Here is a 22,728-nt window from a genome sequence, read left to right as displayed (position 1 = left end):
AAAATGGGAATGTGGTCAGGCTGTATGGTGTGTGGGTGGATGTGGTTCTATGGGTGGATTGATTGAGTATGTTGGACTCTGGGACTTGTGCTGTGATCCGCTCTGACATGATAACGGTATATGGTTCTTGTCTGTTGTGGAATGTATGATTGTCTGGTTTGGGGTGATCTGGGCTGATATTGTACAGTCGGTTATATCTGGGTAGGCTGTGGGAATGTCTTTTTCTGTGGTTGTCAGTCTGGAAGCTATGCAGAACACTTTTTTCTGATATATGTTGTTGGTTGTGTGTGGTTCTTTGATTGTGTGGTCTATCGGGCTTGTGTGCGTTGCTGCTGATATATCCTAGTATTTTAGTATGGTATGGGTAGGGTGGGGGTACTTTTAATCTTTGCGCCGTTTCGTTTTTGTCGTAAGGGGTGAATGTGGTTTAATTGCACACTGACTGGAAAAATAGCCCGATACGATATAACGGACTAGGAACGTCATTTCTTATATTGATTCTTAGAACTGTATGTGCTATTCTTATAAAGGAATGAAAGAATAAATCCAAACGGAACACCTCCTTTCCGTACCGGTATAGGAGTAACAACACGGATTTCCCCAGATATAGGCAGTCTGGGGATTTCTTTATGCACAAAAATAGCAGCAGAATCCGAAGCAGATAAAAGTCGAATTTTATGGTGATTCTGGAAGCGAAAAAATAGGGATGCAGCCTCGGTGTGAGGTTACATCCCTTTTAGATATAAACAATCTCTTATAGAATATAATTAATATTTTTAGTCATACTTATTATCTATATCATAATCCAAATCATCATCATCTAAATCGTCATCATCCTGAATTGCATCATAATACCAGAAATACTCATCCAATTTTGTTGTTTTATTTGGATTAATTACTATTTCAGGATAAATGTTATATACATAACCGCTTACATATTCGCGTAAATAATTAATGTTTTGTTTAGATAAACATTCTTCAAAAAAACTGTCGAATAGATCTGGATCTTCAGTATCATTATTTCCATCATAATAATCTGACTTAATTAAGCATACATATTTACCAGGATTAATATTTTTTATTGTATAAGTTCCTGCTACATATACATCTCCTGCATATATGTTATATTTATTATATTCTCCTAAATCTGCAACAGCCCAATCCCATGTATCAGTCAAATACAATTCTTTAGCAGAACCATTAAGTGGTATTAAAATTACCTCAGCCTGATAGTCAGGTTTTCTTTTGACATTTTCTATTCTTCCAGTTAATTCTCCCAAATTTATATTTACAGTTGGATTGCTTTTTACTGTAATTGTACAACAATATACCTTTCCCCCAATTTTAGCAGAAATTGTTGCCTTTCCTGCCTTTTTACCTAATACTACGCCACTATTAGAAACTGTTACAATATTTTGATTATTACTTGACCAACTTATCTTTTGTCTAGTTCCTGTCAATTGCAGCTGGTATGTCTTACCCACATTTATTGTAACAGACTTTTTATTGAGCTTTGGCGTTTCAACAGTGACTTTGCAAGTGTACTTTTTACTTCCAACCTTTGCAGTAATCACTGTTATACCTTTTTTCTTGCCAACAACCACACCCTTAGAAGATACAGTTGCCACAGATTTTTTACTACTGCTCCATTTTGCTTTTTTCTTTGTCCCTTTTAATTTCAAAGTCTTTTTCTGACCTTTTACCATTATCAAAGACTTGGAACTAATTTTTACTGCAGCCTGTACTGTTTGCATTGTTCCTAACTGTGTTGCTACTTCTGGTGATAATAAAGTCAATGAGAATACTGCGATCATTACCACCAAAAACTTCTTCAGAAATCCTTGCTTCTTTTCCATGCGTTTTTCCTCCATACATTACTTAACTTTTACTTTGCACTTCTTGGTTATTTTACCAGACTTGATTGTAATTGTTGCAGTACCTTTTTTCTTGCCTTTTATAACACCTTTTTTCGAAACAGTAGCAATCTTCTTGTTTGAAGATTTATAGGTAACTTTATCTGCTTTTTCTGTGTAACTCAGCTTCGGTTTCAAAGTATAACTCTTGCCCTTTTTCACTGATACAGAAGATTTTACACCCTTGATAGCTGTTGTGCCCGGTACAACAATTGTATAGACAGCTTTTTGAGATCCTGACTTAACAGTAATCTTAACAGTTCCAGCAGCTACCGCTTTTACTTTACCCTTTTTATCTACTGTTGCTACTTTTTTATTGGATGTAGAGTATTTTACGTTCTTCCAAGATGAATCTGATTTAACTGATGTTGTTTTACCCTTCGTAACTGTTATGGTTGATGGTTTTGTTGGTGCTACAGTTGGAGCTGGAGTATTTGTTGGCTGTGATGCAACTGTTGGCTGTGGTGCCTTTGTTGGAGCTGGTGTAGGTGTACTTGCTGGAATTATTTTTGCAATACTCTGTTTTTCAAGCTCACCACATTTTGTACAAGTACGCTGTTTTTCACCTGCATTTGTCACCGTTGCTTCACGTACAACTTGCCACTCGCTCCATGAGTGTCCTGTTGCTGGTATTGTTTTCTGTTCTACTAATACTTCTTCACATACTGAACAGTGGCTTCCTTCTATCTTTCCTGGCTTCGTACAAGTTGCAGAAACCATTTTATCAATTACAATTTTGTGTCCTGTTGCTGGTATTTCTTCTACTTTATTATCGTTACATCTTGCACAAGTATATGTTCTTTCTCCATCTTCGGTACAAGTTGCTTCTTTTGTTATTATTCCACCATTCCAAGAATGACCCAATGCTGGAATTTCTTCGCTTTTAATATTATTACATCTAAAACATGTATAAATTTTTTCTCCACTATCTGTGCAAGTTGCTTTCGTTTTTATTACACCATTATTCCATTTGTGTCCTAAAGCGTCAATAATATCTCCAGAGCTTAAATATTTTCCACAATCTTTACAATAGGTATCGCCAGTATATCCTTCTTCATCACAAGTTGCTTCTTTTCTATACTTTACTTCAATATTATTATGCTCTAACATTGGAATAATATCTGTTTTATTTTTTGTTTTAAAATCTGTATTTTTAAACTCAACAATATATTGCGCTTTTCCATTCTCTGAACAAGTTGCTTCTTCAATAATATTTATTTTTGATTTTGCAACTTCAGTGTTTTCATTTCCGCACAAAGAACACACTTCTTTTGCAGTACATTGAGAATTATCCTTACTCCATTCATATGTTGGCTGGTTGTATACATGATTCTGTGATTTTGGCACAGATTTTGTTTCTGTATAGTCACACCCTTCTCTTTGGCACGAATATGTCGCAACTCCTTCAGAAATGCAAGTTGGCTCCAGTGTTATTATGCCACTATCTAAATCATGTCCCAGTGCAGGTATTACCGGAATACTGTCTAATTTTTGAGTACACATTTCATCAGTATATGCTTTTCCACCACAAGAATTGCAACTCCAATACTCTTCAAACCCTGATTTTAAACAAGTTGCTGGTTTAGTTATGTGATGTGCTACATAGTGAACCTCTTCTGTTAATGATCCCCATCTATCAGAATCATTGAATCCATTAATTTTTTTCCAATCAACTAACGTTCCTTCATAATGAATTGCGTCAATATATATCTCCTCTGTATTTGATATGTAACGGAAAAAGCACCTTTTACCAATTTTTTCCAGTGTCAATGGAAGATAAATATTTTTCAATCCAGTGCAATTATAAAACGCTCTTTCTCCTAAATTAACAAGATTTTTTGACATTTTAACATATGTTAATTTCTTACAATTATAAAAAGCTCGCATCCCGATGTCTGTTATAGTATCTGGAATAGCAATCTTTTCCAAAGAACTACAACCTTCAAAGGCAAATCCATTTATTTTTATCACTCCATCTGGAATCGTAACTTTCTTAATGTTAACACAATTTTCAAAAGCACTCTGTCCTATTAGCTTTATAGAATTTCCAAAACTAACATTCTCTAGATTTTTAAAATCTTCAAAAGAACACATTCCAACACTTGTCACACCATTTTCGATTATTACACTTGAAATATTATTAGCATATGGAAACCATGGCGTATATTTCGCCCCATTATAATTTTCCATATCACCATTGCCGCTAATAACTAATGTATCATCCATTCCATCCTCATTAGAATCAACAATTTTCCATTTAATATTACTTTGATCGGTATCTTCAGTCACAGTATTCTTGTCATCAACAAATACCTGAGTTTCTGGATCAGTTTCATCTTCTATCTCTTCTTCATTAACAAAATCTTCACTCTCACCATCTGAAAATCCTACAAAATCCTCTGAGCCTTGATCTATTTCCGGTACAGATTCTTTCACGTCTTCAACAGATTCTTCAGTTACATCTTCTGTAATCTCTTCCCCATCAGAGAATCCATCTTCCTGCACAATCTCTTCCGCTGCAAATACATTACCAGACATTCCGGAAAATACTATTGCAGATGATAACAATACTGCTAAAATCCTTTTCTTCCTCATACTTCTTTTCCTCCTAAAAATAAAAGCACTACTCACCGGAATACACTTCAGGCAAGTAATGCTTTTCACGTTCAATTGCAACTGGCTACCATTTTACAGGCCCTATAGCTTTGCGCCGTAGCCTTTCGACTACTTTGCCTGATATTCGGTTTTTGCTTGATTTATATAAGCAAAATTATACGCTTATGGTATGGGAAAGTCAACAAATACATGGTACAGTTTGGTCTTATATTGGATGTTTTTCATAAATTTTTATGGTATTTTGGGGATGGTGGTGTTATACTTGAGGAAAATAGATTGTGGTAACGTTATTAATGAAAAGGAGCATCTTATATGGGCGAAATAACAATCTCCAAAATATTTGAGCAAAATATAAATGGCGAAACCAAACGCTTTTTTCGAGAATATCGTATTACCTGCGAGCAGCTTACAGAAAGTACAAGATTTTGTCATAAATACAATCAAAATTGTTTTGTGTGTTCTTTAAAATTTGAACAGTTCCCAAAAAAGGGTGAAAATATTGCCTACTGCGAAGGCTCCAACACTACACTTGTATCTAAAGCAAAAGAAAATAAACCAATAACAATTATTAAGCGTAAAAAGAAATGTCCAAATGTCGAACACCTAAAAAAAATTGATCCAACGAAACCCATAGTACAACTTGAAACGGCCAAAAAGTTAGCTCGTATTAAGCCTTCAGCTATTACGCATAAAAGCTCTAATATTTTTGAACGTCACCCGAATGCTAAAATTGTGCCAAACGTTGCCCCTAAACCAAATTTGTCTCCAAGCAAAAAAAGGCACAAAAAGAAGAATAACAGCGTAAGCAACAATACATCTTCACCGGTTGGAAGAACATTAACAACTTCTCCTAAATATGCTTTTACCAAAATGAAAATCCATCGATCCAGAAAAAAAAATAGATATACTATATCTCCTCAAAAATACAGCACTTGCTGGAGATGCGGTGCCCCTTGTTATGGTGGAACACATTACTGTTTTGAACATCTGAAAGAAAACAACGAATATTAATACCTGTTATAAAAATACATAATGGAGGTTCCAACCGTGAAAAGCAATTCCGTTTACCAAAAGAAGAAGCCTCGCATGTATGATGGTAGGAAAAGTGTTTTGCATGTGCCTGATAGTGGATGCAACTTCTATAAAACACGAAAAACTGGAAGACTGGGATCAACTGTGAAAATTATATAGTAGATAAAAAATCTTGCAAACTTGACAGCAAAATATGTATAGATTCTTCTCGTTGTCCATTTTACAAAAGAAAGAAGCCAACAAAGAAATAATTACTGCAATTCCTAATGTTGATACTCTGCCTGGATCAAGCTTCCCAGGAATATTATATATCAGCCACACAGAGCCACGATAAATCAAAGGCGATACAGTATAAAAATCGCCCCTTTCAAATCCTTATATTTACTGGCTTCTCAGAGAGTCAAAATAAAGTCGAACCGTATCGAAAAAAGTCAATGTTTATAAGGGTTTACGGAATTTTAGCAGTGAAATTTTGTACAATTTTTGTTATTTATTTAACAATCTATTCCTACACAAACCCTTTAAAAATAAGGATTTATACGATATCATGGTCGATACCTTGAAACACTTGCAAGTACATGCAATCCCTTATAAATACTGCTATCTCAACGCTTCAAAATGTGAATATATTGTTATTTTTTTAACAATATATTTAAAGGGGAGGGGGTACTTTTTACTAGCCATAAAACAACTACTACTGCTACCCAGGGGGGGTACTTATAAACTCTGGAATTTTTACATGCCCCGATCAAATCCACCGCTGTATATACCGTAGAAATTATTTCCCAATCTGGCAGCAGGGCGAAAAAAGAGAGACCATTTCTGATCCCTCTTCATTCATATCTTATGAATAGAACGTTAATGATACAACTTTTCCATTTGTTACTTTAAGAGTCACCATAAGACCATTCAATTTCTTACAGCATTTCAAAGCTTCATATTTTTTTGCAGGTATTCTACCATATTCATCTGTCCAATAATATTTGGTCTTAGATGTTAATTTGAACGTCTTCTTACCGTACTTCACAAAGTTTTTCTTGTTAAATTTCAATGATGCTTTGTTGCTCTTCATAAATGAGCCATAAAATGTAATAGACTTACTGGTGTATTTCACTTTTTTAGTTCCAGGCTGCCAGGAACCATATTTCTTACCGCCCTTTGTACGGTTAAGCACAGTTCCATAATAATAAGTGCCCTTCTTTGATGCAGCTTGTACTTGCTCTATATTGGAGCAACTAAATATGATACCAACTACAAACACTGCGAGGATAAATTTACTGAATCTTTCTTTCCATGTTGATTTCTTCATCTGCTTCAGCCTCCTTTTAAGGTACTTCGTTTGCATGTATCATCAGTCCTGTTGAAAGGACTTTTATAAGATTTATATTACGTCCGGTCAATGCAGAAGTCAATCCACAAAAGGCGAAAAAATAGGGCAATTACACAGCTTCCTGCATAACTACCCTATTATTATTCTATACCCAGTTTCAACGCTCCGGTAACCCCAGACACCTAAAGCATATTTCCAAAAAATCCATAAAAGAGAGTGCGCATATAGTCTTGGATCATATATCATGGATCATACATACGACCCATATAATTTATGACCCCATATATCCTTAAGCCTAGCATGATACAATGTAACCTTTAAAGCTTATAATTCCAAAGGCTTCCAATTCAAGCATATGTAAACTCTATTTTGTGGATTTTGTGTGAGATTGAAATGTTAAAAGCCCAGGCACTCGCCCAGGCTTTTATAGTGTGTTACTCTTCTATAGTTGGCTTCGGCATTGATATAAGCTCCTTCAGCTCATCAATTGTGTAACCATTGGAATCCATGAGATCCGCAAGAGCTGTAAGCTGCGCTGCACGTTCGGCTTTCTTCCGCTCTGCATCCATGTCTTTAGGAATCACCTTGCAAACAATTTCTCCTGTTTCCGGATCGGTATACACAGAAAAGTCATTTTCTCTAAAAATTCGTTTCATCCGCAAATACTCTTCAGAATGTTGATTTTTCTTATGTACAAGTGGCTTACTTGTAATCCAGGGTGTCTTGGACGGTACTGCAAATACACAGCCCTGTAATTCATCATTTTGTTCCATAATATCTCCCTCTCAATCTGTTATCTCAACTTTCCAGTTCATCATAGCTTCATACACACTGTATGGAATCTTGTCCTTGTATCTCTTTGCAGTGTCCTTGATATATTGTTCCTTGTACTCTTTATACTTCTGGAATGCTTCTTCCGGTGTTTTGAAAGTACCAAGTTTAATACTCTGTCCATTTACCTCCATACCTGCTCGATAACAAGTCTTTCCATTCTTTTCTTCTTTATATACTCCTAAAGGAAGTTCACCTCTGTTCGCTTTTCTATTCGTAAACAGTGTATTGATAAATCCTGGAACCAAGCAACAAGTATCAGGGCTGTATATCTTATTACCTTTATAAAGAATATCCTTATCAAGATTCAGATTACTGCCTCCATAATTATTCTTCTCATACCAGTACCTAAAATTACTGAAGTTTTTCCACTCTTCTGAAACTATGCATCCTATATATTCAGGATATTTTTCATGTACTTTAGTGCTATAGCAACGGTGTAACATACCATGCCATTTATTATATGCTGTAGAATCCGTGTCCACATCTTCACAGCCCCAATAACCAACTCCACATACAGTCGGCTTATACCTTTTAGCAGACCATTCCTTATTTTTATATCGAATATCGTTCATTACCTGTACAATATACTCTTCCGAATCATCACCTGTTCTTTTATAATGATCTCGTACCTGTGCCTTCTGCTCTCTGGTAAGTGGATAAAGGTCTTTATAATAAAGATTTGACTTATCATTGCCCCTATGCCAAATATAAGTATTGTTCACGCAATCAGGATTTTCTATAAAAGTATCAACAATCAGACGTTCTGCACCTATAAATACTTGTTGAAATTGCCATTTACCGTCTTTGAATATGTTCTTGCTGAAAGAATATACCAAACCACCATCTTTACTTCTTTTATACGTGATACCATTAAGCAAATTATACTTACCTTTACTTTTTCGTATCATTCTTCCATAGTAGGAAAGCCAGGTGTCCTTACAATTCAGTAATTTTACAAATATTTCATTCTCGCCCAGTAATTCAATATCAAGCCCAGTCTGAGATAAATCAAGAATTCTTTCAGGCTTAATCTGCTTATACTGCCGTTTCTGTAATATAACCATATTGGGATCAAAGGTATCTGTTACTGTTTTCTTCTGTAATTTCTTCTCCCTGTGATCCAACCAAGTACAATACTTACACTTTGATCTGTATGCTTTCTTACCATTTGGTCTGATCTCCATACGGAATCTGCTTAAAGGTAATTCTTTCCCACACTGGCAGCAAACCTTAGTAGCTTCTGCTGTAACCTCCTGTACGCTCTTATCTTCAATATTATGTTCTGTAACTGTCTTATCATCTAACATAAGTCTCCTTTCGTTCTAAGCAAAAAAGACAGTCATATCTTGACTGCCCTTCTGCCCTGACTTTATTTATGAGTGCTGCCAGGTGGCACTGATACATAATATAAAAACACATACCCCAATTAAGGGCTTGCGATTTCTTGCATTACAAGGAAGTCTATTTCCTCGACACCCTTTGTAAGGTATCTCCAAAATAAAGACCCCTCTAAGCCTTTTTCACATATTCAATTTTTCTAAACAGTGGCTCTATCTCTTTCAGCTGATAGTCCACCTTTTTATTTCCTGCATCTGTCTCTTGAATGTACATCACTGTTCCCAGTACACCAATCACAGAATACAGCTTACCAGAGTCTGATACGATTTCGCCCCGGCGTATTACATTTTTATCCATATCTGGTCTTATTCCTTTCTGAAATTGTCCCATAAAATCACGATTTTACATTTCGCTCTATAGCAATGCTTTAAAACGCATTATACGGCTCAAATTTCGATTTTAATTCTAATAGTAGGGAAATTGTTGTCTGAAATGAAATAAACGAAATTTAGCCCATACACAGCGTTATTTACTGTGCATAGGCTAATAAAAGAGGATGACACATATTTGTGCTCATAAATGAACACTAAAATAAGCCCACGAGTAACACATCAAAAACTCATGGACTTATTCAGGTATTCATATTTAATTTTAAACAAAAAAAATAACCACAGATAAAATCTCTGTGATTTTGTGAATTTTCTGTGAAATCTTATTAAATTTACCACATTTGCAGGCTCATCCTCCTATAAATATATTTTGTCACTTATAAGAAATGATTACCTTTTTTTACTTTTGATTGCCTTTTTGATTACCTTTCTATTTTTCATTAAAACAGAAAGTCCGCAAACCCTTGATTTTACTGCATTAATCGGGGCAACAGGATTTGAACCTGCGACCTCACGGCCCCCAGCCGTGCGCGCTACCAAGCTACGCCATACCCCGCGAACAGTTGATATTGTACCAAATGTTATAATAAAAATCAACAGTTTTTTCAAAAAAACAAACTAACAAAAACAAATTAGGTAACTGTGAACGGAGTAGACGGGTAACCCATGTATAACTCCCCTATCCAATTATGAAAGAACCTTGAACGTAGATAAAGCTGCAATTTTATTGAGAAAAATCACAGAAATCAAGGTTTTCGCCCATATACCCAAAGACCTTGACAGCTGGTTTTCCCAGTCCATCAAGGTCAGTTTTTATGCTTGGACAAATTTCCATTGATTGGGCGATTTGCCCATTAACAGGATATTTCACTTTGCCTGTTGATAATTTTTTTAATGCTGTGCATTAATATAATTGACAAGCCCTTCCGCCTTAATAATCTTCTGCATAAATTCCGGGAAAGCCTGTCCCTTAAATTCAGTTCCTTTGGTGCGATTATAGATCATGCCAGAATCAAAATCCACCTCTACCTCATCACCCTCATCAATACCCTTGCTTGCTTCCGGGCACTCAATGATCGGAAGTCCAATGTTGATTGCATTTCTGTAAAAAATTCTGGCAAATGTCTCTGCGATAACACAGCTGACACCAGCTGCCTTAATAGCGATCGGCGCATGTTCACGGGAAGAACCGCAGCCAAAATTCTTAGTTGCTACAATAATATCACCCTTCTGTACTCTTTTTACAAAAGTATTATCAATATCCTCCATGCAATGAGTTGCCAGTTCTGCCGGATCTGAAGAATTCAGATAACGTGCCGGAATAATAACATCTGTATCAACATTATCTCCATATTTAAAAGCTCTGCCTTTTGCCTGCATGATAAGTACTCCTCCTTATAATCCTAATTCTTCCGGTGCACAAATATAACCGGTTACTGCACTTGCTGCAGCTACTGCCGGGCTTGCCAGGTAAACCTCAGACTCCACATGTCCCATACGTCCTACAAAGTTGCGGTTAGTAGTAGAAATGCAGCGCTCACCAGCGGCCAGAATACCCATGTATCCACCAAGGCACGGTCCACAGGTAGGTGTACTTACAACTGCTCCAGCCTCAATGAAAATCTTAAGAAGACCCTCTTCCATTGCCTGCAGATAAATTGCCTGAGTCGCAGGAATCACAATGCAGCGAAGCCCTTTCTTAACCTTACGTCCCTTCAAAATCTGGGCTGCAACACGAAGGTCGTCAATACGGCCATTCGTACAGGATCCGATTACAGACTGGTCTACAACGACCGGCTCTCCAATCTCAGAAATGGTCTTAGTGTTCTCTGGTAAATGAGGGAAGGCAACAGTTGGTTCCAATGTGCTAAGATCAATTGTGTACTCAGCTTCATAAACAGCATCCTCATCAGCCTCGTATGCTGTATACGGGCGCTTGGAATGCTCCTTCATATATTCGATTGCAAGATCATCAACCGGGAAAATTCCATTCTTTCCGCCAGCCTCAATTGCCATATTAGCAATAGTAAACCGGTCGTCCATAGACAGGTTTTTAATTCCCTCTCCTACGAACTCCATAGATTTATAAAGAGCTCCGTCCACGCCAATCATTCCAATAATATGTAAGATCACATCCTTACCACTTACCCATTTTTTCGGTTTGCCAACGATATTAAATTTAATGGCAGACGGTACCTTAAACCATGCTTTTCCTGTAGCCATGCCAGCTGCCATATCAGTACTTCCGACACCAGTGGAAAAAGCTCCAAGAGCTCCATATGTACAAGTGTGTGAATCAGCTCCGATAATCACATCGCCTGCAACTGTAAGACCTTTTTCCGGAAGGAGCGCATGCTCAATTCCCATCTGTCCTACATCAAAATAATTGGTGATATCGTGGCGACAGGCAAATTCACGAACACATTTACAGTGCTCAGCAGACTTAATATCCTTATTCGGAATAAAGTGATCCATTACCAGTGCAATTTTATCTTTGTCAAATACGGTATCTACCGTCATCTTATCCATCTCATGGATAGCTACCGGAGAAGTGATATCGTTTCCAAGAACAAGGTCAAGCTGTGCCTCTATAAGCTGTCCTGCTTCTACATGATCCAGACCTGCATGCGCTGCCAGGATCTTCTGAGTCATTGTCATTCCCATTTTAGTATTCCTCCTGATTCATTGTATGTTGATATTTTAGCACACTTTCTGTTATAATAAAAATACATATTAATCATAGTTATTATAATTTGTAGTTATGTTACTGTTCATTCCGTGACCAGTAACGTGCTTCGCAATGCACAGAAATCATGCATTCGCATGATTTCGCGCCGTAATTCTCGGGTTTTCCGTGAACTTTGTTCACAAAAAACTAAGAAGCTCGGCGATAAATCATTCGAATGCTTGATTTCTGTACAATGTAAGATAGATTGCCATGGACAAGGGTAAGCAATATTGTTATATATTCAGGAGGAATTTATGCAGGAAAATCTGTCTCTTTATCATATATTTTACACAGTCAGCCGCACGGGCAATATCTCATCCGCTGCTAAGGAGCTGTACATCAGCCAGCCTGCTATCAGCCGCGCCATTAAAAAACTGGAAAATAATCTGGACACCACTCTTTTCAAACGCAGTTCCAGAGGTGTAGCCCTCACCCCTGACGGTCGGATTCTATATGAAAAAGTAAAAGGAGCCTTCGACCTTCTTTCCGAAGGAGAAGATTCCATTCTTCACAATCGCTCCAGAGAGATTCCCAGGCTGCGCATTGGTGCCAGCACCACTTTATGCAAATATGTACTTATGCCCAGGCTGAAAGATTTCATAGCTGCCAATCCGCAAATCCGTATTACAATCTCCTGTCAGTCCACCTACCAGACCCTGAAACTTCTTGAGGAAGACAAAATAGACATCGGTCTGATCGGACGACCACAGAAACTATCCGGATACGAATTTTCGCCTCTGCTGCAGATCCAGGATACCTTTGTCGCTACACACCAATACCTGGAGAATCAGCACCAGCTTTTTCCATCAGAACCCCTTCAGCACACTGCTACTTTCATGCTTCTTGACGAACAGAATATAACCAGACAGTCCGTCAATACCATGCTTCATGAGCACCAGATGCAGCTTGGTCACATTCTGGAAGTCAGTTCCATGGATCTTTTAATCCAGTTTGCACAGGTGGGCTTGGGAATTGCCTGTGTGATCAAAGAATTTGTGCAAAATGATCTTGATAAAGAAATACTTGTGGAAGCGCCTCTGGGGCTGACTTTCCCATCAAGGGAAATCGGATTTGTATGCAAGAAAGGGAGCGAAAATCAGAAGCTTCTGACACAACTGGCAGAAATCTAGAGAAATTCCGCTTCGCTACACCGAAGTAGCGCAAAAAAATCCGGGTTTCCCCGGATTTTTACGGGTCCCTTCGGCTCCGCTTCGCTACACCGAAGTAGCGCAAAAAAAATCCGGGTTTCCCCGGATTTTTTTTGCTTAGTTATTAATAAGCTTATCTTCGCCGTTCCAGCTGTAGAGTTTACGGATTTCTTCGCCAACTTTCTCAGATGGATGCTCAGAAGCTTTCTTTCTCATAGCTTTGAAGTGAACCTGACGTCCAGCTGGGCTCATATCAAGCAGGAAGTCTTTTGCGAAAGTACCATCCTGGATATCGGAAAGGATTTTCTTCATTGCTTTCTTTGTATCTTCTGTAATGATCTTCGGTCCTGTGATGTAGTCGCCGTACTCTGCTGTGTTGGAGATGGAATATCTCATTCCAGCGAAGCCTGACTGATAAATCAGGTCTACGATCAGCTTCATTTCGTGGATACACTCGAAGTATGCATTTCTTGGGTCATAACCAGCCTCGCAAAGAGTCTCGAAACCAGCCTGCATAAGTGCACAAACACCACCGCAAAGTACTGCCTGCTCTCCAAAAAGGTCTGTCTCTGTCTCTGTACGGAATGTAGTCTCAAGAAGTCCTGCTCTTGCACCACCAATAGCAAGTCCGTATGCAAGTGCTTTGTCAAGTGCTTTTCCTGTGTAATCCTGCTCAACAGCTACCAGACAAGGAGTTCCTTTGCCAGCCTGATACTCACTTCTTACTGTATGTCCTGGTGCTTTTGGAGCAATCATGGTAACATCTACATTCTTTGGCGGAACAATACATCCGAAATGAATGTTGAAACCATGAGCAAACATAAGCATATTGCCTTCCTCAAGGTTTGGCTCGATATCTTTCTTATACATATCAGCCTGTTTCTCATCATTGATCAGGATCATGATGATATCAGCCTTCTTTGCAGCCTCAGCTGCTGTATATACTTTAAATCCCTGCTCTTCAGCTCTCTTCCAGGATCTGCTGCCTTCATAAAGACCGATAATGACGTCACATCCGGACTCCTTCAGGTTCAATGCGTGAGCATGTCCCTGGCTGCCGTAACCGATAATTGCGATTGTTTTTCCATCTAATAAAGAGAGATTACAATCTTCCTGGTAAAAAATTCTTGCTGACATTTTCGTTTCCTCCTACTGTATTAAAACTTAAAAATATATATCGTTAAGGGAATATATATGCATATCCTGTGTATGATTATTCATTCCAGGGATACGTGCCCTTAGCAAACCAAATAAAAATCCTGCCTTCAGGATTCTCCGCCTGCGGCGGATTGCCTCCTGCGGCATCTGCCTGACCAATGCTTCCGCAATTACAAAAATTTCACTCCATGAGAGCCTCTCTCAAGACCCATAACACCGGCGCGTGCCAGTTCCAGAATCTCATAATCTCCCATAAGATCAATAAATGCCTCCAGCTTGGTCTTGCTGCCTGTCATCTCTACAATGAGAGAATCCTTGCTCACATCTACAACCTTGGCACGGAAAATATCCGCAATGGAAACAATTCCCTGTCTCTGCTCCGGTGCTGCTGCAACCTTCACAAGAACAGTCTCACGAACTACGCTGTCAGACGGATCCAGGACCTTGATATCCCTTACATCAACAAGCTTCGCAAGCTGTTTCACAATCTGATCAAGAATTGCGTCATCTCCGCTGCACACTACTGTAATGCGGGTATAATTCACATCCGCTGTAACTCCGGCAGTGATACTGTCAATATTATAACCACGACGGCTGAACATTCCGGCGATCCGGCTGAGTACGCCTGACGTGTTGTCAACTAGTAAAGATAAAATCTTATTTTGCATAAATATAATCCTGCTTTCGTGCTTCAGATTGATATGGTTATCATTATAACAACATAATTTATTTTGTCAATGCTACACTTCAAAAAAGTTTTAATGTTTTATAGCATTAAAGCATTTTTATTCATATAACACACTTTCATTTCACTATTAACATATTTACGCAGCATAAAGTATCTATATTTTACGTAAATATTTTATATCAGATATTTACTCTGCAGGTCTGTCACTGTCTTTTGGTTCAGATAAAGTCCTCTTCTCAAAAAACGCTCCACATTTCCATATTCCGCATAAATCGTCCGAAACATTCTGTCCAGATATTCCTCTTTTACCCTGAAAAGCGCTGATACTTTATTTACATTTGCAATACTGTCCAGTCTGTTTGCCTCAAGGTAGCGGAGCATATAATCCAGTTCTCCTGCCAGGCACACATTGGAACGTATAAAGTCCTCCCGGATCACATCTCTGTGAACTCCAAGAGCACAAAGAAGAAGTGCTGTCACTACCCCTACTCTGTCTTTTCCGAAGCTGCAGTGCCAGAGAGCAGCACCATTTTCGTGATGCAGCAATACATCCATAAATCTGGCACATTGTTTCACTGAATACTGATCCTTTACAAAATTCTCATACTGCTGCTCGATCAGACTCTCTATATCGCCATCATACTCCAGAATCTTTTTCAGCATATCATTGGTCTGCAGTATTCCCAAAACACTTTTCGGAGAATCGCTGATAGTCTCTTCATCGATCATGGGGATATGATAATATTCCACACCCTTCACCACAATGTCCGGTCTTTCATTTCGTTCCAGCTGGTCTCTGAGATCGATCACAGTCTTCAGCTTGCAGTCCTCCTGCAAAACATGCTGATCAGCCATGGAAGCATGATAAAGATTTCCGCTTCGAATAAGCTTCCTCGGAAGGATATGACGCCCATCCTTTGTGGCAATCGCCCCAAGATCTCTTGTATTGGAAAGACTCTGCAGCGGAATCCGTCCGCCCTTGGGAAATCCGGTAGCCATTTCCGTATTGAAAAGTTTCAGAATCCGCAGGCAGTCCTGTGCCTCATGCTCCGTCATTTCAAACTGATATCGCTTCTTTCTCCTGGTAATGATCACCAGATAATTAGAGATCATCTGCTTCACTGCTTCTTCTGCGTTTTCGCCTTCCCGATGGATATACGCCCAGACAATATCTTTGCAAGGAAGATTATTCTGTATCATATGTCTGAAAAAGATCAGGTTTCCATCTTCTACGCGAATCTTACCGTATCTCATATTTCTCCTCCATTCGTTGCCTTTCATTCTTACGATACCACAGAAAACAAAATTTGACAATTATTGGAAAAAGTTTATAATCAAAAAAGATATGTCGGGGTTGCTGTTCACAGGTAACATTCCGCGAGGTGTTTTTTGTGAACGAAGTGAACAGCAACATGTCGACAAACTTAGAAAGGTGAATTATTTATGGATAATCTGATTTTTTGCCTCAATGCAACCATTCCTATTTTTTTGACCCTCATGCTGGGTTATTTTCTTCGAAAAATTAATCTTTATGATGATTCCTTTGTTGCACAGATGAACAAATTTGTATTCAAGGCAGCCTTACCCGCACTTTTGTTTATGAATGTGGCTGAATCAGATTTTATTAAAGTTTGGGATACAAAGTTTGTTCTCTTTTGTTTTGGCGCTACGTTTTGCAGCATTGCCATTTCTATCGGTCTTTCCTTCCTGCTGAATCCAAGGGACATACAGGGAGAATTTGTCCAGGCCTCTTACCGCAGCAGCGCGGCAATCCTCGGCATTGCTATCATCCAGAACCTTTATGGAGATGCCGGCATGGCACCTCTTATGATCATAGCAAGCGTTCCGCTCTATAATGTAATGGCAGTCATGGTTCTCTCTTTTATGAAGCCTGACAATCAGGGAATGAACAAACAGATGCTCCTAAAAACCTTAAAAGGGATTGCCAGCAACCCTATTATTCTTGGAATCCTGGCAGGTCTTATCTGGTCTGTCCTTCGTCTACCTCTTCCAACGATCCTTTCCAGTACTGTCAATAACCTCGGAAAAACAGCCACACCTCTTGGACTGATGGCCATGGGTGGTGCCCTTCATTTTGGAAAAGCTTTTTCCAGATTAAAAGCAACTATCGCCTGCACTTTTATGAAGCTGATCGGCTTTTGCACCATTTTTCTTCCAGTTGCTGTCAGACTTGGATTTACCCATGACAAGCTGGTTGCCATTCTGATCATGCTTGGTTCTGCTACCACAGTAAGCTGTTATATTATGGCAAAAAACATGGGGCACGAAGGGTCTTTTTCCTCCAGTGTCATTATGCTCACTACATTATTCAGTGCTTTTACTCTCACTATCTGGCTGTTCATTTGCAAGAGTTTAGGATTGATTTAATGGATTCTGTTACATATCCCTGTCAATGCCAGACAGTATCTCATACAAGGCCTCCAGGCTATATGGCAAAATATCCTCATCAATCTGAAATTTCGGATGATGCAGCGGATAACCCTTATCAGGAATTCCTGCCAGAAATACACTGAACAAGCCCTTTGTATGTAAAAAATACCGATAGGCATTGTCTCCGGACAAAAACAGCTGCTCCTCGCCTTCCAGAAGAAACTGCTCTCCAAATATCTTCCTTCCTGCAGTTTCCGCAATCCTGGTAAGCTCCGGATCATTTGCAAAAGGCAGAACCGCAGGCTTTGGATATTCCAACTCGATCCTTGTTCCCGTCTTTGCTTCTATTTCATTCAAGGTTTCCTTCAGCCGCTTATCCAGCGCCTGGTAATCTTCTTCATAAGCAGCCCGGATATTTCCCCGAAGAGTCACAAGATCTGTAATAATATTAGAGTATTCTCCACCATGAATGGTTCCGATTCCGATTAGGCAGGGACCTTTTCCTTTATACGCTTCATTCAGATCATGAAGGGCTTTTACCACCAGGGAAGCCGCATAAATACTGTCAATTCCCTTATGAGCCTCACACCAGTGGCTGGCTTTTCCATGAACACGGATTTCCATGCCATTGATCATAGCCGAAGTCTGTCCCTCATGCACTGCCATTCCAAAAGACTGATCCACTGCGTAATGAAACATGAGAAAAATATCCGGTTCTCCATCAAGGGCACCTGCTGCCAGCATTCGCTTGGCACCTTCACCGATTTCTTCAGCAGGTTCAAAAAGAAACCGCATCCGTACTGGAAAATCCGTTCCCTCTTCCACCAGAATCGACGCCAGCACCAACGCCGAAGCCACGATGCCATCATGACCACAGGCATGCATGACTCCGGCATTTTCCGATGCGTAAGGCAGTCCGGTTTGTTCCTGTATAGGAAGTGCATCCAGCTCTGCACGAAGCACAACCTTCTTTTTGCCGGCAAAAGCTGCCTCATCCTGACAGGGATGCTCCGCAATGATCCCCGTAGGCTCCACAATCCGAAACCGATAGCCTAATTTTCCCAGATACTCCTGTATAAAAGCAGATGTCTCAAACTCCTGAAGTCCCAGCTCCGGATGCCTGTGGAAATGCCGCCGCAATTTTATCAGTTCTTCTTTGTATTTTTCAAATTTACATTGGTAATTTAATCCTTGTGTCATATCAGTCCCAGATGCTCCAGCCCGTTCTTAATCCCGTAATGAAAAATATCCGTTGTCACGTAATCAGCCAGCTTCTTGATTCCAGGTGCCGCATTTCCCATTGCCACCTTCGTCTTTGCATATTCGAACATAGACAGGTCATTATTGCTGTCACCAAATACTATGGTATCCTCATGTGCAATATCAAAAATCCTGCATACAGCTGCAATGCCAACAGCCTTGGAAAAACCTTTCGGGATCATCTCAATGGTATCCCCGGCAAGACCTTCCCCTATATGGCCAATAAACTCATAATAGTCCTCAAGCTCCGCACAGGCCTTCTCAGGATCACTTCCCGGCACGATCTTGGAGCTGATCTTATTGATATGAAGGTCGTGTTCATACCCCTTAACAGGACGCCACTTAACCCCCAGAGCCTTTGTGATCAGATCAGCATACCAGTTAATATCTGTATTATACTCATCCTTATCGTAGTACATCCAGTCGGCACCCTCCATCACCGGAATCATGCCGTATTTCCGAAGGACCTCCACCGAATGCCATGCCTCCTCCGTGGTCATCTCCTTGTTAAAAAGCCTTTTACCATCTTTCTCAATGGTACATCCACAGGCACTGATCATTCCTGTAAAAGGGATCTGTTCCAGATAATCAGGCACAAACGCCCTGCTTCTTCCTGTACACAGCCATGCCTGATGACCATTCTTCACCAGTTTTGTAATCGCCTCTACAGCACTGGCCGGTGTCCCCTTTTCAATATCACAGATCGTACCATCAGCATCGAAAAACACTGCTTTTTTGTGAATCTGCTGTTCACTTCCTGTAGAAGAAGCACCTTCATAACTTCCCTTGAACATGTTATCAGGCATAAAATACCTCCGCAAGCTTTACAAAGTCGCAGGTATCTTTCACACCGGCAGTCTCATAAGGAGAATGCATAGCCAGCTGCGGCAGTCCAATATCTACTGTATTTAAAGCCACCTGAGTATTGGAAATATTTCCCAGAGTGGAGCCGCCGGCTACGTCCGAACGATTCACGTAAACCTGACAGGATACCCCTGCCTCTTTACAAAGTTCCTTAAACATCGCTGCCGAAATACCATCTGTGCAGTACTTCTGGTTCGCATTATACTTCACCGCAATTCCGGCATTAATATGCGGTCGGTTCACCGGATCCGCCTTCTCAGGGTAGTTCGGATGAATCGCATGTGCATTATCCGCAGAGATCATAAAGCTCTTTGCCAGAGAGATCAGATAATCCTCGTAGCTTCTTCCAAGCCCCAGATTAATGCGAAGGAGGGTATCCCGAAGGAAAGTAGATGCAGCTCCCTGCCTGGTGCCGCTTCCCACCTCTTCATTATCCATTACCATATGTACACAGATGCTCTTTTCATTTTTTCCAGCGATCAGTCCTTCCATAGAGGAAAAAGCACACTGCAGGTCATCCAGTCTTGGCGCAGAAACAAATTCCTCCTCGCTGCCCCAGACAGTACCAGACATGCGGTTATAAAGGAACAGATCATGTCCCAGAATGTCCTCTTCTTTCACCCCTGCAGCCTCTGCCACAGTTTTAAAGAAAGATCCCTTAGCGCTCTCCAGGCCATAAAGAGGAAGCATATCCTTCTGCACATTATACTTATAACCGCTGTTCGCCTCACGATTCATATGGATAGCCAGATTCGGGATCATCAGCATATCCTTGTCCACAGTCACAAGCTTCTCACAAATCTGTTCATCCTCCTTCACGATCAGGCGTCCAGCTACAGAAAGGGGTCGGTCAAACCAGGGAGCCAGAAGCGCACCACCATAAAGCTCCACATTCAGCTTCACATACCCATTTTCCACCATCTCTGGATTCTCCTTGATCTTCAAAGACGGGGAATCACTGTGGCTTGCAATAATATGGAACACATCACTGGAAACTTCTGGCACTGTAAATGCAATGATCGCCGAATGATTCCGGATCACAAAATACTTCCCACCGTTTTTTATCTCCCAGTGCTCATCTTCCTTTAACTCTGTAAATCCATTCTCCGTAAATCTTGTTTTCATCATCTCCACTGCCTGAAATGCAGTAGGGCTCTCTTTGATAAATGTAAGTAATTTCTCTGCTGTATGATTCATTTCTAAACTCCTAAATATTTTTCTATACTTTTCCCTTTGCCACACCCCCGCAATCGTTTTGCGAGCCCCGCTCGCCAAAGTGATAAGACATACCACATTTGAACCAGTTCCAACCGATACACAGGGGGAGGTGGCAGCGGGTACTGCTTGTGTGGCTTGGGGATTTTCGGCAGGTTTGCGAGCATAGCGACGCTCTCAATCTTTAATAATCAACGCCATAAACACCAGATCCGTATTCCCCGTATTCGCCAGTCCATGACCTCTTCCATCTGGTGTAAAGGTAATATCGCCCGCTTTCACATGTCTCCATGAAGTCCCATTGTCATTATATTCCCCTTCCCCAGTCAGAATATAATAGGTCTCACTCTCCCCATAATGCATATGAAAGCCAAGAGAACATCCCGGTTCCAGAGTCACCTCTGCATAAAGCCCGCACTTCCCATTTAACTGCTGCTCATCCAGCAGCTCCTTGATAATCACATGTCCATTCCCCTCACACATATGCTCAATACGATTGATCTTCATATCCAGACTCCTCCTTCGTAAAAGGGCACATCCCCAGCTTTCGCCAGAGATGCGCCCTGTTTTTCAGCTTTCTTCAATTATAATTACAAACTCTTGATCCTGTCAATGGCTTTCAGAGTATTCTCATAAGTTCCAAACGCAGTCAGACGGAAATAGCCCTCTCCATGAGAACCAAAACCAGAACCTGGCGTACCAACCACATTTGCATTTTTAAGGAGATAATCAAAGAACTCCCAGGAAGTCATTTTATCCGGTGTTTCCAGCCAGATATATGGTGCATTCACACCACCTGAAACAGAGAAGCCAGCTTTCGCCAGCTCATCATGGATCAGCTTTGCATTTCTCATATAATAGCCAACCTGATCCTTCAGCTGAGCCTTACCTGCCTCAGAATAGACAGCCTCTCCTGCCTTCTGTACAATATAAGGAGCACCGTTAAACTTGGTGCCGTGACGTCTTGCCCACAGACTGTGAAGTGATACCCCATCTCGTACCAGTTCCTTCGGAATAACCGTAAATCCAAGACGAACACCAGTAAATCCGGCATTCTTGGAAAAGCTACGAAGTTCAATCGCGCATGTTCTTGCACCCTCGCACTCATAAATACTGTGCGGTACATTTTCCTCAGAGATATAAGCCTCATAAGCTGCATCATAAATGATCACACAGCCATTTTTGTTGGCATAATCCACCCATTTCTGCAGTTCATCCTTTGTAATAGCAGAACCGGTCGGATTATTTGGAAAGCAAAGATAGATCAGATCCGGCACTTCTAATGGAAATTCCGGCAAAAATCCATTCTCCTTGCGGCATGGCATATAGATCACACCGTCAAAATTTTCACGAACCCTATTATACTCTCCGGTACGGCCAGCCATAACATTGGTATCCACATAAACCGGATAAACCGGGTCACACACAGCAACCTTATTGTCTGTTCCAAAAATCTCCTGAATATTACCGGAATCACTTTTCGCACCATCAGAAACAAAAATCTCATCTGCTGCAATATCGCATCCTCTGTCCTGGTAATCGTTCTTTGCAATTGCCCTTCTCAGGAATTCATACCCCAGATCTGGCGCATAACCGTGAAAAGTCTCTGCGTGAGCCATCTCCTCTACTGCCCCGTGAAGAGCATCAATAATAGCTGGGACCAGCGGCTGTGTCACATCACCGATACCAAGGCTGATCACCTCTTTATCCGGATTCTCTTCTTTATAGGCACGCACTTTTTTTCCAATTGTAGAAAAAAGATAGCTTCCTGGCAGTTTTAAATAATTATGATTAACGGTAACCATCTGATTATCCTCCTGTAAA

19 protein-coding genes, 1 tRNA gene and 1 riboswitch are annotated in these 22,728 nt (G+C 40.2%); of the genes, 3 read left to right on the top strand and 17 right to left on the bottom strand.

The features are described 5' to 3' along the window. Positions 1-776: 776 nt before the first annotated feature. A complete protein-coding gene (locus tag AB5706_RS18230; protein ID WP_173770047.1) occupies positions 777-1,856 on the bottom strand; it encodes an Ig-like domain-containing protein in 1,080 nt (359 codons plus the stop codon). 18 nt (positions 1,857-1,874) lie between these two features. Further along, the gene (locus tag AB5706_RS18225) at positions 1,875-4,508 is read right to left on the bottom strand and encodes a leucine-rich repeat protein (protein ID WP_173770048.1); all 2,634 of its coding nucleotides are present in this window, start codon (positions 4,506-4,508) and stop codon (positions 1,875-1,877) included. A 73-nt stretch (positions 4,509-4,581) separates the two neighbouring features. Next, positions 4,582-4,657: riboswitch (cyclic di-GMP riboswitch) on the bottom strand. A 184-nt stretch (positions 4,658-4,841) separates the two neighbouring features. Between AB5706_RS18225 and AB5706_RS18220 the strand changes: the two genes are divergently transcribed. Continuing rightward, complete coding sequence (locus tag AB5706_RS18220; RefSeq protein WP_173770049.1) at positions 4,842-5,540, top strand: hypothetical protein; 699 nt, start codon at positions 4,842-4,844, stop codon at positions 5,538-5,540. 865 nt (positions 5,541-6,405) lie between these two features. Here AB5706_RS18220 and AB5706_RS18215 read toward each other — a convergent pair. The 7 genes from AB5706_RS18215 to leuC form a co-directional block, all read right to left on the bottom strand. Then, positions 6,406-6,870 carry a hypothetical protein gene (locus AB5706_RS18215; protein WP_173770050.1) on the bottom strand — a complete coding sequence of 155 codons (465 nt, stop codon included), beginning with the start codon at positions 6,868-6,870 and terminating at the stop codon, positions 6,406-6,408. A gap of 455 nt (positions 6,871-7,325) precedes the next feature. Next, the gene (locus tag AB5706_RS18210; protein WP_173770051.1) at positions 7,326-7,664 is read right to left on the bottom strand and encodes a hypothetical protein; all 339 of its coding nucleotides are present in this window, start codon (positions 7,662-7,664) and stop codon (positions 7,326-7,328) included. A 12-nt stretch (positions 7,665-7,676) separates the two neighbouring features. After that, positions 7,677-9,032 carry a hypothetical protein gene (locus AB5706_RS18205; protein ID WP_368366245.1) on the bottom strand — a complete coding sequence of 452 codons (1,356 nt, stop codon included), beginning with the start codon at positions 9,030-9,032 and terminating at the stop codon, positions 7,677-7,679. A 202-nt stretch (positions 9,033-9,234) separates the two neighbouring features. Continuing rightward, complete coding sequence (locus AB5706_RS18200) at positions 9,235-9,420, bottom strand: hypothetical protein (RefSeq protein ID WP_148462920.1); 186 nt, start codon at positions 9,418-9,420, stop codon at positions 9,235-9,237. Between the two features lie 514 nt (positions 9,421-9,934). Continuing rightward, a tRNA-Pro gene (locus tag AB5706_RS18195) sits at positions 9,935-10,008 on the bottom strand. 335 nt (positions 10,009-10,343) lie between these two features. Beyond that, complete coding sequence (gene leuD / locus AB5706_RS18190; RefSeq protein ID WP_118578464.1) at positions 10,344-10,832, bottom strand: 3-isopropylmalate dehydratase small subunit; 489 nt, start codon at positions 10,830-10,832, stop codon at positions 10,344-10,346. Between the two features lie 15 nt (positions 10,833-10,847). Next, positions 10,848-12,116, bottom strand: a complete 1,269-nt coding sequence (leuC, locus tag AB5706_RS18185; protein WP_118578465.1) for a 3-isopropylmalate dehydratase large subunit — start codon at positions 12,114-12,116, stop codon at positions 10,848-10,850. A 318-nt stretch (positions 12,117-12,434) separates the two neighbouring features. Here leuC and AB5706_RS18180 point away from each other — a divergent pair, with 318 nt between their 5' ends. Next, positions 12,435-13,310 carry a LysR family transcriptional regulator gene (locus AB5706_RS18180; RefSeq protein ID WP_173736604.1) on the top strand — a complete coding sequence of 292 codons (876 nt, stop codon included), beginning with the start codon at positions 12,435-12,437 and terminating at the stop codon, positions 13,308-13,310. A 135-nt stretch (positions 13,311-13,445) separates the two neighbouring features. On the opposite strand, the gene ilvC is transcribed toward AB5706_RS18180, so the two are convergent. The 3 genes from ilvC to AB5706_RS18165 all read right to left on the bottom strand — a co-directional run bounded on the left by ilvC (position 13,446) and on the right by AB5706_RS18165 (position 16,428). Next, on the bottom strand, positions 13,446-14,465 hold the full coding sequence (ilvC, locus tag AB5706_RS18175; protein WP_118578467.1) for a ketol-acid reductoisomerase: 1,020 nt from the start codon (positions 14,463-14,465) through the stop codon (positions 13,446-13,448). A gap of 191 nt (positions 14,466-14,656) precedes the next feature. Then, entirely contained in the window at positions 14,657-15,154 is a 498-nt protein-coding gene (gene ilvN, locus AB5706_RS18170) for an acetolactate synthase small subunit (protein ID WP_173736605.1), read from the bottom strand. Between the two features lie 194 nt (positions 15,155-15,348). Continuing rightward, the gene (locus AB5706_RS18165; protein ID WP_173736606.1) at positions 15,349-16,428 is read right to left on the bottom strand and encodes a tyrosine-protein phosphatase; all 1,080 of its coding nucleotides are present in this window, start codon (positions 16,426-16,428) and stop codon (positions 15,349-15,351) included. 189 nt (positions 16,429-16,617) lie between these two features. Between AB5706_RS18165 and AB5706_RS18160 the strand changes: the two genes are divergently transcribed. After that, on the top strand, positions 16,618-17,562 hold the full coding sequence (locus AB5706_RS18160) for an AEC family transporter (RefSeq protein WP_173715510.1): 945 nt from the start codon (positions 16,618-16,620) through the stop codon (positions 17,560-17,562). A gap of 9 nt (positions 17,563-17,571) precedes the next feature. On the opposite strand, the gene AB5706_RS18155 is transcribed toward AB5706_RS18160, so the two are convergent. From AB5706_RS18155 to AB5706_RS18135, 5 genes are all read right to left on the bottom strand, one after another. Next, positions 17,572-18,765, bottom strand: a complete 1,194-nt coding sequence (locus tag AB5706_RS18155; protein WP_368366244.1) for a M20 family metallopeptidase — start codon at positions 18,763-18,765, stop codon at positions 17,572-17,574. Continuing rightward, positions 18,762-19,631 carry an HAD-IIB family hydrolase gene (locus AB5706_RS18150; protein ID WP_244095631.1) on the bottom strand — a complete coding sequence of 290 codons (870 nt, stop codon included), beginning with the start codon at positions 19,629-19,631 and terminating at the stop codon, positions 18,762-18,764. The genes AB5706_RS18155 and AB5706_RS18150 overlap by 4 nt, the downstream gene beginning before the upstream one ends. Continuing rightward, positions 19,624-20,886: a M18 family aminopeptidase gene (locus tag AB5706_RS18145; RefSeq protein ID WP_173715508.1), complete on the bottom strand. Its 1,263-nt coding sequence runs from the start codon at positions 20,884-20,886 to the stop codon at positions 19,624-19,626. The genes AB5706_RS18150 and AB5706_RS18145 overlap by 8 nt, the downstream gene beginning before the upstream one ends. 195 nt (positions 20,887-21,081) lie before the next feature. Continuing rightward, complete coding sequence (locus AB5706_RS18140; protein WP_118578473.1) at positions 21,082-21,411, bottom strand: cupin domain-containing protein; 330 nt, start codon at positions 21,409-21,411, stop codon at positions 21,082-21,084. An 83-nt stretch (positions 21,412-21,494) separates the two neighbouring features. Then, positions 21,495-22,709, bottom strand: a complete 1,215-nt coding sequence (locus AB5706_RS18135) for an LL-diaminopimelate aminotransferase (RefSeq protein WP_173715507.1) — start codon at positions 22,707-22,709, stop codon at positions 21,495-21,497. Positions 22,710-22,728: the final 19 nt, after the last annotated feature.

Origin of the sequence: Ruminococcus sp. RTP21484sp1_RTP21277st1_D2_RTP21277_210401, from assembly GCF_040924225.1 — a bacterium.
Taxonomy (GTDB): Bacteria; Bacillota; Clostridia; order Lachnospirales; family Lachnospiraceae; genus Blautia_A; species Blautia_A faecis.
This window is presented reverse-complemented; position numbering and strand designations above follow the sequence as displayed.

Bases quoted from the DNA above. Each gene is read 5' to 3' on its own strand.
- AB5706_RS18230 (WP_173770047.1), bottom strand. From the start codon at position 1,856: ATGGAAAAGAAGCAAGGATTTCTGAAGAAGTTTTTGGTGGTAATGATC.
- AB5706_RS18225 (WP_173770048.1), bottom strand. From the start codon at position 4,508: ATGAGGAAGAAAAGGATTTTAGCAGTATTGTTATCATCTGCAATAGTA.
- AB5706_RS18220 (WP_173770049.1), top strand. From the start codon at position 4,842: ATGGGCGAAATAACAATCTCCAAAATATTTGAGCAAAATATAAATGGC.
- AB5706_RS18215 (WP_173770050.1), bottom strand. From the start codon at position 6,870: ATGAAGAAATCAACATGGAAAGAAAGATTCAGTAAATTTATCCTCGCA.
- AB5706_RS18210 (WP_173770051.1), bottom strand. From the start codon at position 7,664: ATGGAACAAAATGATGAATTACAGGGCTGTGTATTTGCAGTACCGTCC.
- AB5706_RS18205 (WP_368366245.1), bottom strand. From the start codon at position 9,032: ATGTTAGATGATAAGACAGTTACAGAACATAATATTGAAGATAAGAGC.
- AB5706_RS18200 (WP_148462920.1), bottom strand. From the start codon at position 9,420: ATGGATAAAAATGTAATACGCCGGGGCGAAATCGTATCAGACTCTGGT.
- leuD (WP_118578464.1), bottom strand. From the start codon at position 10,832: ATGCAGGCAAAAGGCAGAGCTTTTAAATATGGAGATAATGTTGATACA.
- leuC (WP_118578465.1), bottom strand. From the start codon at position 12,116: ATGGGAATGACAATGACTCAGAAGATCCTGGCAGCGCATGCAGGTCTG.
- AB5706_RS18180 (WP_173736604.1), top strand. From the start codon at position 12,435: ATGCAGGAAAATCTGTCTCTTTATCATATATTTTACACAGTCAGCCGC.
- ilvC (WP_118578467.1), bottom strand. From the start codon at position 14,465: ATGTCAGCAAGAATTTTTTACCAGGAAGATTGTAATCTCTCTTTATTA.
- ilvN (WP_173736605.1), bottom strand. From the start codon at position 15,154: ATGCAAAATAAGATTTTATCTTTACTAGTTGACAACACGTCAGGCGTA.
- AB5706_RS18165 (WP_173736606.1), bottom strand. From the start codon at position 16,428: ATGAGATACGGTAAGATTCGCGTAGAAGATGGAAACCTGATCTTTTTC.
- AB5706_RS18160 (WP_173715510.1), top strand. From the start codon at position 16,618: ATGGATAATCTGATTTTTTGCCTCAATGCAACCATTCCTATTTTTTTG.
- AB5706_RS18155 (WP_368366244.1), bottom strand. From the start codon at position 18,765: ATGACACAAGGATTAAATTACCAATGTAAATTTGAAAAATACAAAGAA.
- AB5706_RS18150 (WP_244095631.1), bottom strand. From the start codon at position 19,631: ATGCCTGATAACATGTTCAAGGGAAGTTATGAAGGTGCTTCTTCTACA.
- AB5706_RS18145 (WP_173715508.1), bottom strand. From the start codon at position 20,886: ATGAATCATACAGCAGAGAAATTACTTACATTTATCAAAGAGAGCCCT.
- AB5706_RS18140 (WP_118578473.1), bottom strand. From the start codon at position 21,411: ATGAAGATCAATCGTATTGAGCATATGTGTGAGGGGAATGGACATGTG.
- AB5706_RS18135 (WP_173715507.1), bottom strand. From the start codon at position 22,709: ATGGTTACCGTTAATCATAATTATTTAAAACTGCCAGGAAGCTATCTT.